We start from the raw sequence: 14079 nt of genomic DNA on the forward strand, positions 1-14079 counted from the left end.
GTCCGGTGGTACTCCCTGGCCGACCGGCCCCTGTATGAACGCAGGGGCCGGTATCGGCCTTTTTTGTTTGCAGGGTTGCGGTTGCCTCCACTGATCCCAATGTCTAAAAGTATGCGTATGGATGAAAAGCACACCACGTCAGGAGGCAAGGTATGAGCGACACCAGGATCGAAAAAGACAGTCTGGGTGAGGTAAGGGTGCCCGCGAACGCACTGTGGGGCGCCCAGACCCAGAGGGCCGTCGACAATTTCCCGGTGAGCGGCCAGCCCATGCCCCCGGGCTTTATCGAAGCCGTGGTGCTGGTCAAGAAAGCCGCCGCGGAAGCCAACCATCGCCTGAACCTGCTGGATGGTGACCGCTACACTGCCATCACCTCGGCCTGCGACCGGGTCCTACAGGGTGGACTGGATGACCAGTTCCCGGTGGACCGCTACCAGACAGGCTCCGGCACCAGCACCAACATGAACGTCAACGAGGTTCTGGCGAGGCTGGCCAGTACCGAAGAACTGGAAGTGAACCCCAACGACCACGTCAACATGAGCCAGAGCTCCAACGACGTGATCCCAACGGCTATCCATGTGAGTGCGGTGAAGTCGCTGCAGGCATCCGTGCTGCCGGCGTTGACCCATTTGCAGGGCATCATCTACGAGCGGGAGAACCTTTTGCTCGGCCAGGTCAAGACCGGTCGAACCCACCTGATGGATGCCATGCCGGTCACCCTTGGCCAGGAACTGCGAACCTGGCGTGAGCAGCTTGAAGGTGCCGGGCGGCGCCTGGAACACAGCAGCGAGGAGCTGCTGGCTATTCCGCAAGGCGGCACCGCCGTGGGCACGGGCGTCAACGCTGATACCCGCTTCGCCGGCGAGTTCGCAAAGGTCATGCATCAGCTCACCGGCTTCCGTTTCCGGGAGATGGAACACAAGTTCGTGAGCCAGAGCGCCATCGATGGCCCCGTGAACCTGTCTGCCCAGTTCCGGGGCATGGCTATCGTGCTGATGAAAATCGCCAACGACCTGCGCTGGATGAACAGCGGTCCGATTCACGGCCTGGCGGAAATCAGCCTGCCGGCGTTGCAACCGGGCAGCTCCATCATGCCTGGCAAGGTCAACCCGGTGATTCCCGAGTCCGTTGCCATGGCCTCGGCCCAGGTCATGGGGTTGGACAGCGCGGTGGCGATTGCCGGCCAGTCCGGGAATTTCCAGCTCAATGTGATGCTGCCACTGGTGGGAGCCAACCTGCTGGATATGGGGAACCTGCTTGCCAACAGCGCCCGTTTGCTGGGCGACAAGGCGATCGCAGGCTTCACCGTGAACGAAGCCACCCTGGACGAGGCGGTAGGCCGGAACCCGGTACTGGTCACCGCGCTGAATCCCGAGATCGGTTATGCCAAAGCGGCGGAAATCGCCAAGGAGGCCTACGCCAGCGGTCGCTCTATCATTGACGTGGCCGAGGAAAGGAGTGGCCTGAGCCGTGAGCGACTGCAGCAACTGCTGGACCCGATCGCGTTAACCCGCGGCGGCATTGGCAACTGATAGCGGAGATAGGCCGATCCATGATCACAGTCTGGCTGCTGTTTTTGCTGGTCCTGGCCAATGGTGCTCCAGTGGTGGCGGCCAGGCTGTTGCATGATCGCCTTTCGGCACCGCTGGACGGCGGGATGCGGCTTGGTGATGGCCAGCCGCTGTTCGGGCGCAGCAAGACCTGGCGAGGCCTGGTATCCGGGGTGCTTGCCTGTGCGGTGCTTGCCCCGGTGATGGGGTTGGGCGTCCTGTTCGGCGTTGCCTTCGCGGCCCTGGCACTGGGCGGTGACCTGCTCAGCAGTTTTATCAAACGGCGTATGGCGCTGGAGCCCAGTGCCCGGGCCTCGGGGCTTGACCAGTTGCCGGAGTCAGTTCTCCCTGTCGGGTATGCCTGGTGGCAACGGGACTTCCCGCTCTGGCAGGCCACAGGCGTCGTGCTGCTGTTCGTGACCGCCAATATGGTGTTTTCCCCCTTGCTGTATCAGCTGGGTATCCGCAAACAACCCCACTGACGACACGCTAATCCGGCCCCCGGGTCAGGGTGTGGATGGTGACTTCCGGCGGACAGTTCAGGCGCACATTGACCACCGAGGTACCCGCGCCCGGAGAGGTATAACCCTGCATGCCGTTATGGCGCCAGTAGCCGCGCCCAAGGGCCCGGGGGCAGTCGGCATCCAGGGTGACGGGCAACCCACCCGGCAGGCAGATTTGGCCGCCATGGGTGTGCCCGCACAGGAACAGGTCATAGCCGGCGTGGGCCGCCTCCCGCCAGATCTCCGGGGTATGGCTCAGCAACAGGGAGACGGCTCCCTCAGGAATCTCATCCCCGGCCCTTTGCAGATTGTGGACCTTGTAGAAATGGGCATCATCCACGCCAGCAATATAAATGGCCTGGTCGCCCCGCTTGATGGCGTGGTGCTCGTTCAGCAGTAGCCGGTAGCCCATATCCTCCAGTGCCGGCACCATGCGGATACTGTCATGGTTGCCCAGAACCGTCAGCGCATCGCCCTGAATCGCTTCCCGGAGCCGCGCCATGCCTTCCAGCGCGGCGTCCACCGGGCCCCAGGTCAGCTTTCTGTAATCCCCGGTCAACACACAGAGGTCATACTCCAGGGGCGCGATCTGCCGAATAACCGCTTCCAGGTTGGCGGGGTCCATGTCCACATGGAGGTCCGTCAAATGAAGGATGCGGAAGCCGTCAAAGGCAGCGGGCAGTGAGGTGAGGGGGAAGCGGTGCTCAACCGTGCGCAGGCGCCGGCTGTTGCTTTGCCCCCGCTTCAGCAGGCCGGACAGTTTCAGGCAGGTGCGGATGAAGCCGTGGGCACTATACAGGTTCTCCAGGTGAAACGAGCGGTGGTCACGGCCGGTGACCCGCTGCTCCGACTCCTGTTCGATGCTGAGTCGCTGTCGGGCATGGACTGCCCCCAGCCTGAGGCTGAGTCGATAACGCAGCCAGTCATCATCCTTGGGTATGGGAGCCTGTGCGGTCATGTCTGGTTGTCCGAGCCATTGTTGTCAGGGGCCATGAAACAGTATGGTCCCTCAGGCCCGACCCGTAAATACGACGTATCCTTAATGTCTGTGTCATGTCGTTTTCAAGAAGAGGAAATACCGAGTGAGTGAGAACGCATCCTTCAGGGAAGTCTTTGCCGTATTCCTGCGCCTGGGCCTGACCTCCTTTGGCGGTCCGGCGGCTCACCTGGGCTACTTCCACGATGAATTTGTCCGTCGTCGTCGCTGGCTGAGCGAAAGCGCCTATGGCGAGGTGGTTGCCCTTTGTCAGCTGCTGCCGGGGCCAGCTTCCAGCCAGACCGGGCTGGCGATCGGCTTCCTGCGTGGGCACTATGCCGGGGCACTGGCCGCCTGGCTGGCGTTTACCCTGCCGTCAGCCATTCTCATGGCGCTGTTCGCGTTCGGGTTGACCCTGTGGCCGGATGCGGCGCAAGGGGGCTGGGTCACCGGGCTGAAGCTCTTTGTGGTCGCCGTGGTGGGGCATGCGGTGTGGCAGATGGGGCGTAATCTTTGCCCCGACCCCCTGCGCCAGGGGCTTGCGCTGATGGTTGCCGTTATTTTGTTACTGGCCAGCTCTGCACTGGTGCAACTGGCGGCCCTGAGCCTGGCCGGGTTAGTCGGGTTCGTAATGCGGGTGCCCCCGGGCAAGGGCGCAGAATCATTATCATTGCCAGTGCAGGGTCGCCGTCCAATGGTGTTCGCCGTGGTGTTCGCACTGCTGTTGCTGGCGTCGTTCCTGCCTGCAGACGCTGGCTCGCTGCGGTGGCTGGTGGCAGAGATGTATCGCTCCGGCGCCCTGGTCTTCGGCGGTGGCCATGTGGTCCTGCCCTGGCTGGAGGAGGGGTTCGTGGCTTCCGGGCAGGTGTCAGCGGATACCTTCCTGGCCGGGTACGGAGCCGCCCAGGCGGTGCCCGGTCCCCTGTTCACCTTTTCGGCGTTCCTGGGGGGCGTTTCAGGCGGTTTGCCTGGTGCAGCCCTGGCCTTGCTGGCCGTGTTCCTGCCGGGGGTGTTGCTGGTGTTTGCCGGTCTGCCCCTGTGGCAATGGTTGCGTCGCCATGAGCGGGCCCGCTCAGTGCTTGCCGGGGTCAATGCCGGAGTCGTAGGCTTGCTGCTGGCAGCCCTGTATGATCCTGTGTGGACGTCTGCCGTAGGTTCTCCGGCGGGACTGGCCTTTGTGCTTGCCACCTGGTGGGCGCTGGCGGTAGTGCGCGTGCCGGTCTGGATACTGGCGCCGGCCAGTGCGATCCTGGGAGCCCTGTTGTTCTGAAAAGGCCGCGCAGACTCCGGGCCCGTTGTCCATAATGTCTGAGAAAGGAGGGTGCCGTCGATGAGCACATCTTGCAGTGTTTCCGGAATGAACATTCCCCGTGACCGCTTCCCGGTCCCCGGGCATGACCTCGCACCAGAAGGCCAGGGCCTGCAGAAGGTGACCTTGGCGGGTGGGTGTTTCTGGTGTGTGGAGGCCGTCTTTCTGACGCTTGACGGTGTTCATAAAGTGATCTCGGGCTATGCCGGGGGCGATGCCGATACCGCGAATTACGAGGCGGTATGTACCGGTCAGACCGGCCACGCCGAGGCCGTGGAAATCGAATACGACCCTGCGGTCATCAGTTACGGTGAGCTGCTGCGGGTGTTTTTCTCGGTGGCCCACGACCCCACACAGCTGAACCGTCAGGGCAACGACCAGGGGTCGCAATACCGCTCGGCCATTTTCTATGCAACACCTGAGCAAAGGCAGGTCGCAGAAGACTATATCCGCCAGATTGACGAAGCCGGTGTTTTCCCGGACCCTGTGGTCACCAGCCTCGAGCCGCTCCGGGCTTTCTACGCGGCGGAGGAGTATCATCAGAACTTTGCCGGCAGGAATCCCCGGCAGCCCTACATCATGGCGGTCGCCGAGCCCAAGCTGAAGAAAGTCAGGGAAGTGTATCCGGACAGGCTGAAACCGGTCTGACCGGCTTCAGCCTTTAAGCACGGCCGCCGCCCCGTTCCGGAGGTTTGTCCATGACCACATCTGAAGCAGGCTACGACCTGACGCCACTTTCTCCCGCGGAGATCGACCGACTCGCGGCCGACCTGAGCCCTGAGGAGCGCACGGTATTGCTTGACCATGGCACGGAGCGCCCCTTTTGCGGCACATTGCTGGACAACAAGCAGGACGGTGTCTATCACTGCCGCCTGTGTGACCTGCCGTTGTTCAGTTCGTCTTCCAAGTTTGATTCAGGCACCGGGTGGCCGAGCTTTTTCGAGCCTTTTGACAAGGACCATATCCGCTACCTGGAAGACAGCAGCCTCGGCATGACCCGCACCGAGGTCCGGTGCCCCCGCTGTGACAGCCACCTGGGCCACGTATTCCCGGACGGCCCGCCTCCCACTGGCCAGCGTTATTGCCTCAACTCGGTAGCCTTGACCTTTCGCACTGAATGAGAACGGCTGATACCCGGGCATTCCAGTTCCGGTAATCCGGGTATCCCTGCGGCGCAGATTGCTGCGTACCGTCCGCATTCCGGCACCTGCAATTTGCGTCGCGCCAGGCCCGGGGCGCTATAATCCGCCGCTTTGTCCCACTGAACCGATGGAGCCCGGACCTGCATGATTCGACTCAGAGCCAACCCACTTACCGAATCAGCGACCCTGTTGCGGCGAGTTGCCGTCATCCTGGGGTCCTTCGGCCTGACCGCGATCTACAGTCTGCTGGTGCTTGGCAGGGCGGCAGTGAGGCGACTGGACCGGAGCACCGTGGACGCATACACCCGGGGTTGGTCCACCACCCTGTTACGGATGGTCCGGGCCAACTTGACGGTCAGGGGTGAGGTACCGGACTTTGGTGATGGCCGGCGCTATATCATCGTGAGTACGCACGCCAGCCATTACGATATCCCGATCACCTTCGTGTCCATGCCCGGTTCCATTCGCATGCTGGCCAAGAAGGAGCTGTTCAGGATCCCCTTGCTGGGTGGCGCCATGAAGGCGGCGGAATTCCCGTCCATTGACCGCCATAACCGCAACCGGGCAGTGCAGGACCTGGCCCGCGCCAGGGCAATGATGGAAAGCGGGATCGTACTCTGGGCAGCCCCGGAGGGTACCCGCTCCAGTGATGCCCGCCTACAACCGTTCAAGAAGGGCTGCTTTCACCTGGCCCTGGATACCGAGGCGGTGGTGGTCCCCATGGCCATTCGCGGGGTTCACCATGTGCTGCAGGCCCGAAGCTGGAAGATCAACCTGGGCCAGCCGGTCGAGGTTCAGGTGGGCACGCCCATTGATACATCCGGTATGACGAAGGAGCAGTTACCGGAGCTGATGACGCAGGTACGACGCCAGCTGGAAGAATTACTGGGCGACGGTGAGGCCTGATAGGGGGCAGGCCTCACCGTCGAGCCGGTTACAGGCCTGGCACGCCGCTGGCCCTTGCGGCACTGACCACTGTACTGGCCAGGTAACCGGTGTAGCCGATGTAAACGGCCACCAGCACCGCACCTTCCCAGCGCCGGATCAACCGCTTGGCGCCAAACAGGCCGAAGGCCATCAGGAACAGGCCCAGGGTAACCGCCGCCATAACGGACCAGTCCCGGTAGAGGATGGTGCTCTCAGCAGCCATCGGCTCGATAGCCGCGGCCATGCCGACTACGGCCAGGGTATTGAAGATGCCTGAGCCAAGAATGTTGCCGAGGATCAGGTCGTGTTCGTTCTTGCGAACGGAGGCAATACCCGCGGCCAGCTCCGGCAGTGACGTGCCGATGGCCACGATGGTCAGCCCGATGATCAGGTCGCTGACGCCCAGCGCCTGGGCCACGTAGACCGCGCCCCATACCAGCATGCGGGAGCTGACCAGCAGCAGCACCAGGCCAATCACCAGCCACATCAGCGCCCGTTTCAGGGGCATGGGATGTGAAGCGAGCTCTGACTCGGTTTCGCCCCCGAGTGCATCACCCTTACCCCGGATACCCTGCACGATGGACCAGCCCATCACTACGGCGAACACGGCCAGCAGTATCCAGCCATCCAGCCTGGACAGGTTGCCATCCAGTAGCTGCCAGCCGGCCAGCAGGGTAATGCCGATAAGGATCGGCAGTTCCTTGTGCAGGATCTGGGAGTGAACCTGGATCGGACTGATCAGCGCCACCAGGCCCACAATCAGGGCAATGTTGGTAATGTTGGAGCCGTAGGCGTTACCCAGGGCCAACCCGGGGTTACCGTCGGTCGCGGCAATGGCAGACACCGCGAGCTCTGGCGCCGAGGTGCCAAAGCCGATCACCACCATACCGATCAGCAGGGGCGACATTCCCAGGTGGGCGGCGGTGGCCGCAGCGCCATCCACGAAACGGTCAGCACTCCAGACCAGCAGGACCAGGCCGGCAGCAATGGCGAGCAGGGCAAGCAACATCCGATATTCCTCAGCAGGGAAAACAACAGTGGCCATGACTGAACGGGGCCGTCGTCCCGTTCGTATCCACGCGGGCGTGGACGTTACCGCAAAACGGTTTCAAAGGTAAGCACCCGGTAATCCCCTATGGCTGTGACGGCGCTTTTACCTCAATATCCGACTAAAGTTGCGGTGACTGCGTACGGGATAGTGCGCATCATAATGCCGCAAATACCATCAGAATTCCCGCGAGTCTGCCACTTCAAGGTTTGAATAGTTGGCATGCTCAGCATTTTATTATCCCCGCCAAAACGGGGATAATGTCACACTTTCCGGGCAGTGCTGCTGATCGTGGCGGGCCCGACAGGTTCAATAACTCGCTAAGGTGACTAGCAAATGGCTGTAAGAAAGGCAGACGTAGTGCTGGTCGGCGGTGGCGTCATGAGCGCCACTCTCGGCATGATGCTCAGGCAGCTGGATCCGTCCCTGGACATCGTCATGGTGGAGCGTCTCGATCACGTGGCCCATGAAAGTACTGACGGATGGAATAACGCCGGTACCGGCCACGCCGGCTACTGCGAACTCAACTACACCCCGGAAACCGACGATGGCGACGTGAGCATTGATCGCGCACTGACCATCAACTCGTCCTTCGAAATATCCCTGCAACTGTGGTCGTGGCTGGTGGAGCAGGGCATGCTGCCGGAGCCCAGGAGCTTTATCAACCGCACGCCCCATATGAGCTTTGTCTGGGGTGACGATGGCGTGGCCTTCCTCAAGCGCCGTTACGAAAAGCTCAAGGCCCACTACCTGTTCCGGGAGATGGAATATACCGAGTCCCCGGAAACCCTGCAGGAGTGGATGCCGCTGGTGGTCAAGAACCGTGACCCCATGCAGCGAGTGGCAGCCACCCGTATTGGTCACGGCGCCGATGTGGATTTCGGCTCGTTGACCCGCAGCATGGTCAAGTACCTGGAAGGCACTCCCAACTTTGAACTGATGCTGAGCTGCCCGGTACAGGATCTGAGCCGCAAGGAAGGCAAGGGCCCCTGGAAGATCCGGGTCAAGAACCAGAAGACCGGTGCCGTCCAGAAGATTCAGTCGGACTTTGTCTTCCTGGGTGCGGGTGGCGGTGCGCTACCCATGCTGCAGAAGTCCGATATTGACGAGGCCCATGGTTACGGCGGTTTCCCGGTCAGTGGCCAGTGGCTGGTTTGCCAGAAGCAGGACATCGTGACCCAGCACCATGCCAAGGTCTACGGCAAGGCGCCGATCGGTGCACCGCCCATGTCCGTGCCGCACCTGGATACACGTATCATCAACGGCGAGCCGGCCCTGCTGTTTGGCCCCTTTGCAGGCTTCACCACCCGGTTCCTCAAACAGGGTTCCATCTTCGATTTGTTCGGTTCGGTGAACCCCACCAACCTGCGCCCCATGCTGTCTGTCAGTCGCACCAATATGGACCTGACTCGTTACCTGATTGGCGAAGTGTTCCAGTCCCACAGTGACCGGGTAGCGTCGCTGCGCAACTTCTTCCCGGATGTCCGTGAGGAAGACTGGAAGCTGCAGAACGCTGGTCAGCGGGTGCAGATTATCAAGAAGACCAAGGAAGGCGGCGGCAAACTGGAGTTCGGCACCGAGATCGTTGCCGCGAAGGACGGCTCCCTGGCGGCCCTGCTGGGTGCCTCCCCGGGCGCCTCCACCGCGGCCCACGCGATGCTGGATGTGATTCACCGGTGCTTCGGCGAACGGGCGCAAAGCGCCGAGTGGCAGGAACGCCTGAGGGAGATTATCCCGTCCTACGGGCAGTCCCTGGTGGATGATGAGGCGCTACTCAACAAGGTGCGTGAACGGACGTTGTCGACCCTGGGCCTTAAAGAACAAGCCTGACGGGTTATCCGCCCGGAATCTGCGTGGTCGAGGCTGCGCAGGTTCCGCCGGACCCCGTCCCCCATCAGCATATTCGATTCCGATCTGTTTCAGTTGTTTTAAGACCTAATCGGTCTGCCTCTGTTCTCACCCGATAATTTCTTTATATTCCAGCAAGTTGTCTGTCAACTCACCGTGCAAGGCGGTGAACTTCTCTGATCGTTGACGAGTATACTCTTTAGAAATGTGAAATATCTCACACTCAAGGAGTGATCATGGCAAAGCGTGAACGCAAGTTTAATCCCGACAAGGGCTATGTGGCGTTACTGGGGTGGAGCCTCAACGCGGTGGAAGCGGCTGAATCCTTTGATCGCCAGTATGTGGTGGTCGCGCCGGACTGGGCGGAACCCTACTGCGAAGAACACGATATTCCCTACGTGCCCTGGAACTTCGAGCGCCTCAATGACCGCTCGGTAGAGATTGCCCAGACCCTGAAAGACATGGGTGTCAATGTGGCCATCCCCCTGTTCGAGGAAACCGTGGAGTGGGCCGGCGCCATCAACTCGGTGCTGCTGGATAACCCCCGCCTGTTCGGCCAGGCCATGCTGTTGCGGGACAAGGCGCTGATGAAGCGTCGCGCCCAGCTGGGCGGTATCCGGGTGGGCATCTTCGAGGAAGCCCACGACCGGGAAGACGTCATCCGCTTTCTCAAGCGCGTGAACCAGACCCTGCTGAAACTGGACGGCGACCCCAACGACCCGATCCACTTGAAGGCCTTCGACAAGGCCGGCTGCCTTGGTCACCGTGTTATCCGGACTCCTGACGAGGTGGATACCATCCCCGAGGAAGAATTCCCGGTGCTGATGGAGTCCCACCTGGACGGCTGGGAGTTTGCGGTAGAAGCGTGGATTCATAACGGCAAGATCCGTTTCCTGAACATCTCCGAGTACGTCACTCTGGGCTACTCGGTGTTTGTGCCGGCGACCCCGGACCTTGAAAAGTACCGCTCACAGATCACGGCCGAGATCGAAAAACTGATCAAGACCTTCGATATCGACTTTGGCTTTGTGCACCCCGAGTACTTTGTGACCAGCGACGGCACTATGTATTTCGGCGAGGTAGCCTATCGCCCACCGGGCTTCAAGGTGTTCGAGCTGCTCGAGCGGGCCTACGGTTTCAACGCCTACCAGGGCCTGATCCTGGCCTTCGATCCGAAAACCACGGATGAAGAGATTACCGCTTTCTTCCCGAAAGAAGTGGTGGATGCCAAGGGCTACGCAGGGTGCTTTGGCGTCTATCCCCGCCGCCGTGTGGTCAGCCGCCTGGAAATGCCGGAAGAGACCGAAGACCACGAATACTTCGAGTCCCACGAGCTGACGCCGCCGATGGAAGAAACCGTCACCAAGCGAACCGCCTTTGGTACCCACTGGGGGCTGATCTACTTCTTTGGTGATGATCCCTATCGCATGCGGGATCTGCTGAAACATCAGGAAGACCTGGACTTCTATGTATAATCAACCTGAACTGGCTACGGGCTGCGCGCCCTGAGGATTTCGGGTTTGACTGACAATAACGAACAGGCCGCTTCCGGTGACGTGGCAAGGAAGCTCGCCGTCAGGGTCAAGCGTCTGGATGACGCTGTTGAGCTGGTAGCGGCAAGCCCCGAGTTTACCCGGTTGTCGAAGATACCCCGCCTGCTGGACAGTGCCCGGCAGGTGCTGATGGTTGATGGTGGGTGCGCCGAGGCAGAGGCACGGGCCGAGGCAATCGAGCAGTGCGGCGTTTTTGAGGGTTCCGACTGGGCCTACCCGCAGATCCTGATTCCGTCACTGACCAGCCACTCCCTGCGCAGCCCGCAGATGGAGACTGTGGTCGTCGAGGCGCTCAGTGAACTGAGATTACTTGCGGTGGCCAAGGGGCTCTACCTGCATCCCCATATCTCGAAGGAGCAGGCCCACCACTACCTGGCGCAGGTGCTGGCTATCAACCTGGAGCTGCTGTTTGGTGTCCCGTCTGAAGCGGAGCGCGAGCAGCAGGGAAAACTGGCCACCATCAGCCGCAACGTCATTCGCCACCTGGCCGAACGTATCGGCTATGAGCACGTCATCGATCAGTTAATCGACGAGATCTGGCGGATGCTCAACCAGCGTCCCATCCAGGTGGGTGATGTCCGGCAGATGATTACCCAGATTGCTGTCTGCCGCGCCAACCCCGAAATTGACCTGGGCGGCAGTGGCCAGGGTGCGGACCGGCTGATCAGCAGCCTGTTTGGCCCGACCCAGGCCTGTCGGGAAGACCCCGGTGTGGAGGTTTACCAGGAGCACCTGCGCACCATGGACTCGGTGGCCCTGCAAAGCGAAGCCACGGGCTGTGCCCGGGCCATGCACGATACTGGCCTGGTTTCGCCCTATCATGCGGTGCTTATACGGTACCTGCTGAACACCAGTCCCAGCCTGGTGGGCGAGGCCCTTGGCCTGTCCAGTACCGGGCGGGACTGCCTGCTGTGCTACCAGGACCTGGTGCATGCCCTGATCCACGAAGGCATTCATCCGGAAACCTGTCAGGGCGTGTACGGCCTGGCGCTGATGCTTGAGCGTGGCATCCTGTACCAGCCCCCCGTCGCACCGGCGCTCTGGCGCCAGGTGCTGCTGCCGGTATCGCCTTATTCCGAGGAGCGCTTGCGAATGGCCTTTGGCCCGGCACCGGGGCCCCGGGCCTGGCTGATCCAGGGTGTGTTGTCGATGCTGGGCCAGCCGCTGGGTGTGGGGCAGGGGAATAACCCCACCTGCCAGTCGGCGCGGGCCCTGTCCATGTGGGCCTACAATGACCCGGATTACCTGCTGCAGATGGTTGCCTGGGCCGCCAGGGATGACGAAATCATCATGCATTTTGAAGGGCAGCCGGTGTCCTCAAGGCTGAGCGAGTCCGGCGTTGCGACGGAAGTCACCCTCGACCTGGACCCGGTGTCCCTGCTGGTGGTGCCCCACCTGGACCGTATCTACGCAGAAATGGGGCGCATGTGCATCGGTCGGGAAGGGGACCCCCATCGCTGGGTAAACCCTGAATTCCATGGCTGGTGGTCCGGCCGGGGCTTCCGTATCAATGTCGATGTGGCGACGGGTCAGCTGGATGACCTGGACGGATTTCTCCGCCACTTCTACGTCAGCTACCACCCCTATTACAACGGCAACCAGCCCTTGATCCACCCCCAGCCGGCAGGCATCGCCGTCACCGACAGTGCAGCCCGGTTTATCGGCTGGCATGCCATTACCATATTGCGGGTCGGGCTGGATCAGCAGGATGAGATGCGGGTGTACTTCTTCAACCCCAATAACGACAGTGGTCAGAACTGGGGTGACGAGATCGTGGTGAGTACGTCGGGTAACGGGGAGCGTTTCGGGGAGGCCTCCCTGCCGTTCGGGGAGTTCGCCTCGCGGCTGTACATCTTCCACTTCGACCCGCTGGAGCGTGGCGACCCGGAGGCTGTCCCTGCGGAGGACATCCAGGGTATCAGCGAGATGGTCTATCGCAGCTGGGGTGCAGACCGGGTGCCAGGGGCTGCCCTGCAGGCGGACAGCGGGCCGGGCTGACCCGAGCCGCTGCAGGACAGGTCACCCGATCAGAAATGTATTACTGAGCGAATGCTCTTGCCTTCGTGCATCAACTCAAAGGCCTTGTTGATGTCTTCCAGCTGCATTTCATGGGTGATGAACACGTCCAGCGGAATCTCCCCGGACTGGGCCTTGGCGACATAGCCGGGCAGCTCGGTACGACCTTTCACGCCACCGAAGGCGGAACCACGCCATACCCGGCCGGTCACCAGCTGGAAGGGTCGGGTGCTGATTTCCTCGCCAGCACCGGCCACGCCGATGATGGTGCTTTCGCCCCAGCCCTTGTGACAGGCTTCCAGGGCGGCCCGCATCAGCTGGACGTTCCCGACGCACTCGAAGGTGTAGTCGGCGCCGCCGTCGGTCATATCAATGATGACCTCCTGCAACGGCTTGTCGTAGTCGTTGGGGTTGACCACGTCCGTCGCACCCAGCTGCCTGGCAAGGTCGAACTTGGACGGGTTGATGTCGATGGCGATAATGCGACCCGCCTTCGCCATGGTGGCGCCGATAATCGCGGCCAGGCCAATGCCGCCCAGCCCGAAGATCGCCACGGTGGCGCCTTCTTCGACCTTGGCGGTGTTGAGCACCGCGCCAATGCCGGTGGTTACGCCACAGCCCAGCAGGCAAACCTTGTCCAGCGGTGCTTCCTTGGGGATCTTCGCCAGCGATATTTCAGGCAGCACGGTGTATTCAGAGAACGTGGAAGTGCCCATGTAGTGATAGATGGGCTTGCCCTGATAGGAGAAGCGGGAGGTGCCGTCAGGCATCACGCCCTTGCCCTGGGTCGCCCGCACGGCGCCGCACAGGTTAGTCTTGCCGGAGGTGCAGAACTTGCACTGACCGCACTCGGCGGTATACAGCGGGATGACATGGTCGCCCACCTCAAGGCCGGTCACGCCAGGCCCTACCTGCTCGACAATACCACCGCCTTCATGGCCAAGAATGGCGGGGAAGTTACCTTCCGGATCGGCACCGGAAAGGGTGTAGGCGTCGGTGTGGCACACGCCGGTGGCGACGATGCGCACCAGGACTTCACCCTCTTTGGGTGGCTCCACATCCACTTCAACGATTTCCAGGGGTTTGTTCGCTTCGAACGCTACGGCGGCTCGGGATTTGATCACGTCAGGCTCCTCTTTCCGTCAATTTTGGGATTACCCGCAAGGATAGAGGAGAAAGCCGGTTTTGTATCACTTGAAAGGGCAGT

General features: G+C 61.5%; 12 protein-coding genes. 9 read left to right on the forward strand and 3 right to left on the reverse strand.

Annotated features, from left to right (window positions below; translation table 11 throughout):
* Positions 1–152: 152 nt before the first annotated feature.
* A complete protein-coding gene (locus tag MLC59_RS07380; protein WP_248232864.1) occupies positions 153–1532 on the forward strand; it encodes a class II fumarate hydratase in 1380 nt (459 codons plus the stop codon).
* A 20-nt stretch (positions 1533–1552) separates the two neighbouring features.
* On the forward strand, positions 1553–2032 hold the full coding sequence (locus MLC59_RS07385; RefSeq protein ID WP_248232866.1) for a CDP-archaeol synthase: 480 nt from the start codon (positions 1553–1555) through the stop codon (positions 2030–2032).
* A gap of 7 nt (positions 2033–2039) precedes the next feature.
* On the opposite strand, the gene MLC59_RS07390 is transcribed toward MLC59_RS07385, so the two are convergent.
* The gene (locus MLC59_RS07390; RefSeq protein WP_248232868.1) at positions 2040–3011 is read right to left on the reverse strand and encodes a metallophosphoesterase; all 972 of its coding nucleotides are present in this window, start codon (positions 3009–3011) and stop codon (positions 2040–2042) included.
* 124 nt (positions 3012–3135) lie between these two features.
* Here MLC59_RS07390 and chrA point away from each other — a divergent pair, with 124 nt between their 5' ends.
* The 4 genes from chrA to MLC59_RS07410 all read left to right on the forward strand — a co-directional run bounded on the left by chrA (position 3136) and on the right by MLC59_RS07410 (position 6386).
* Positions 3136–4299 (forward strand): chromate efflux transporter, encoded by a 1164-nt coding sequence (gene chrA / locus MLC59_RS07395; protein WP_248232870.1) that lies wholly within the window; start codon positions 3136–3138, stop codon positions 4297–4299.
* Between the two features lie 60 nt (positions 4300–4359).
* A complete protein-coding gene (gene msrA / locus MLC59_RS07400; RefSeq protein WP_248232872.1) occupies positions 4360–4986 on the forward strand; it encodes a peptide-methionine (S)-S-oxide reductase MsrA in 627 nt (208 codons plus the stop codon).
* Between the two features lie 50 nt (positions 4987–5036).
* Positions 5037–5459, forward strand: a complete 423-nt coding sequence (msrB, locus tag MLC59_RS07405; RefSeq protein WP_248232873.1) for a peptide-methionine (R)-S-oxide reductase MsrB — start codon at positions 5037–5039, stop codon at positions 5457–5459.
* Positions 5460–5624: 165 nt separating this feature from the next.
* Positions 5625–6386: a lysophospholipid acyltransferase family protein gene (locus MLC59_RS07410; RefSeq protein WP_248232875.1), complete on the forward strand. Its 762-nt coding sequence runs from the start codon at positions 5625–5627 to the stop codon at positions 6384–6386.
* Between the two features lie 28 nt (positions 6387–6414).
* Here MLC59_RS07410 and MLC59_RS07415 read toward each other — a convergent pair whose 3' ends face one another.
* A complete protein-coding gene (locus MLC59_RS07415) occupies positions 6415–7416 on the reverse strand; it encodes a calcium/sodium antiporter (protein ID WP_248232878.1) in 1002 nt (333 codons plus the stop codon).
* 375 nt (positions 7417–7791) lie between these two features.
* On the opposite strand from MLC59_RS07415, the gene mqo reads away from it, so the two are divergent.
* The 3 genes from mqo to MLC59_RS07430 all read left to right on the forward strand — a co-directional run bounded on the left by mqo (position 7792) and on the right by MLC59_RS07430 (position 12854).
* A complete protein-coding gene (gene mqo, locus MLC59_RS07420) occupies positions 7792–9285 on the forward strand; it encodes a malate dehydrogenase (quinone) (RefSeq protein ID WP_248232882.1) in 1494 nt (497 codons plus the stop codon).
* Between the two features lie 254 nt (positions 9286–9539).
* Entirely contained in the window at positions 9540–10778 is a 1239-nt protein-coding gene (locus MLC59_RS07425; protein WP_248232884.1) for an ATP-grasp domain-containing protein, read from the forward strand.
* Between the two features lie 45 nt (positions 10779–10823).
* Positions 10824–12854, forward strand: coding sequence for a hypothetical protein (locus MLC59_RS07430; RefSeq protein ID WP_427901707.1), 2031 nt, complete (start codon positions 10824–10826; stop codon positions 12852–12854).
* Between the two features lie 29 nt (positions 12855–12883).
* Here the strand turns inward: MLC59_RS07430 and MLC59_RS07435 are convergent, their stop codons facing one another.
* Positions 12884–13996, reverse strand: a complete 1113-nt coding sequence (locus MLC59_RS07435; RefSeq protein WP_248232887.1) for an S-(hydroxymethyl)glutathione dehydrogenase/class III alcohol dehydrogenase — start codon at positions 13994–13996, stop codon at positions 12884–12886.
* Positions 13997–14079: the final 83 nt, after the last annotated feature.

Source organism: Marinobacter bryozoorum (assembly GCF_023156245.1).
GTDB lineage: Bacteria > Pseudomonadota > Gammaproteobacteria > Pseudomonadales > Oleiphilaceae > Marinobacter > Marinobacter bryozoorum.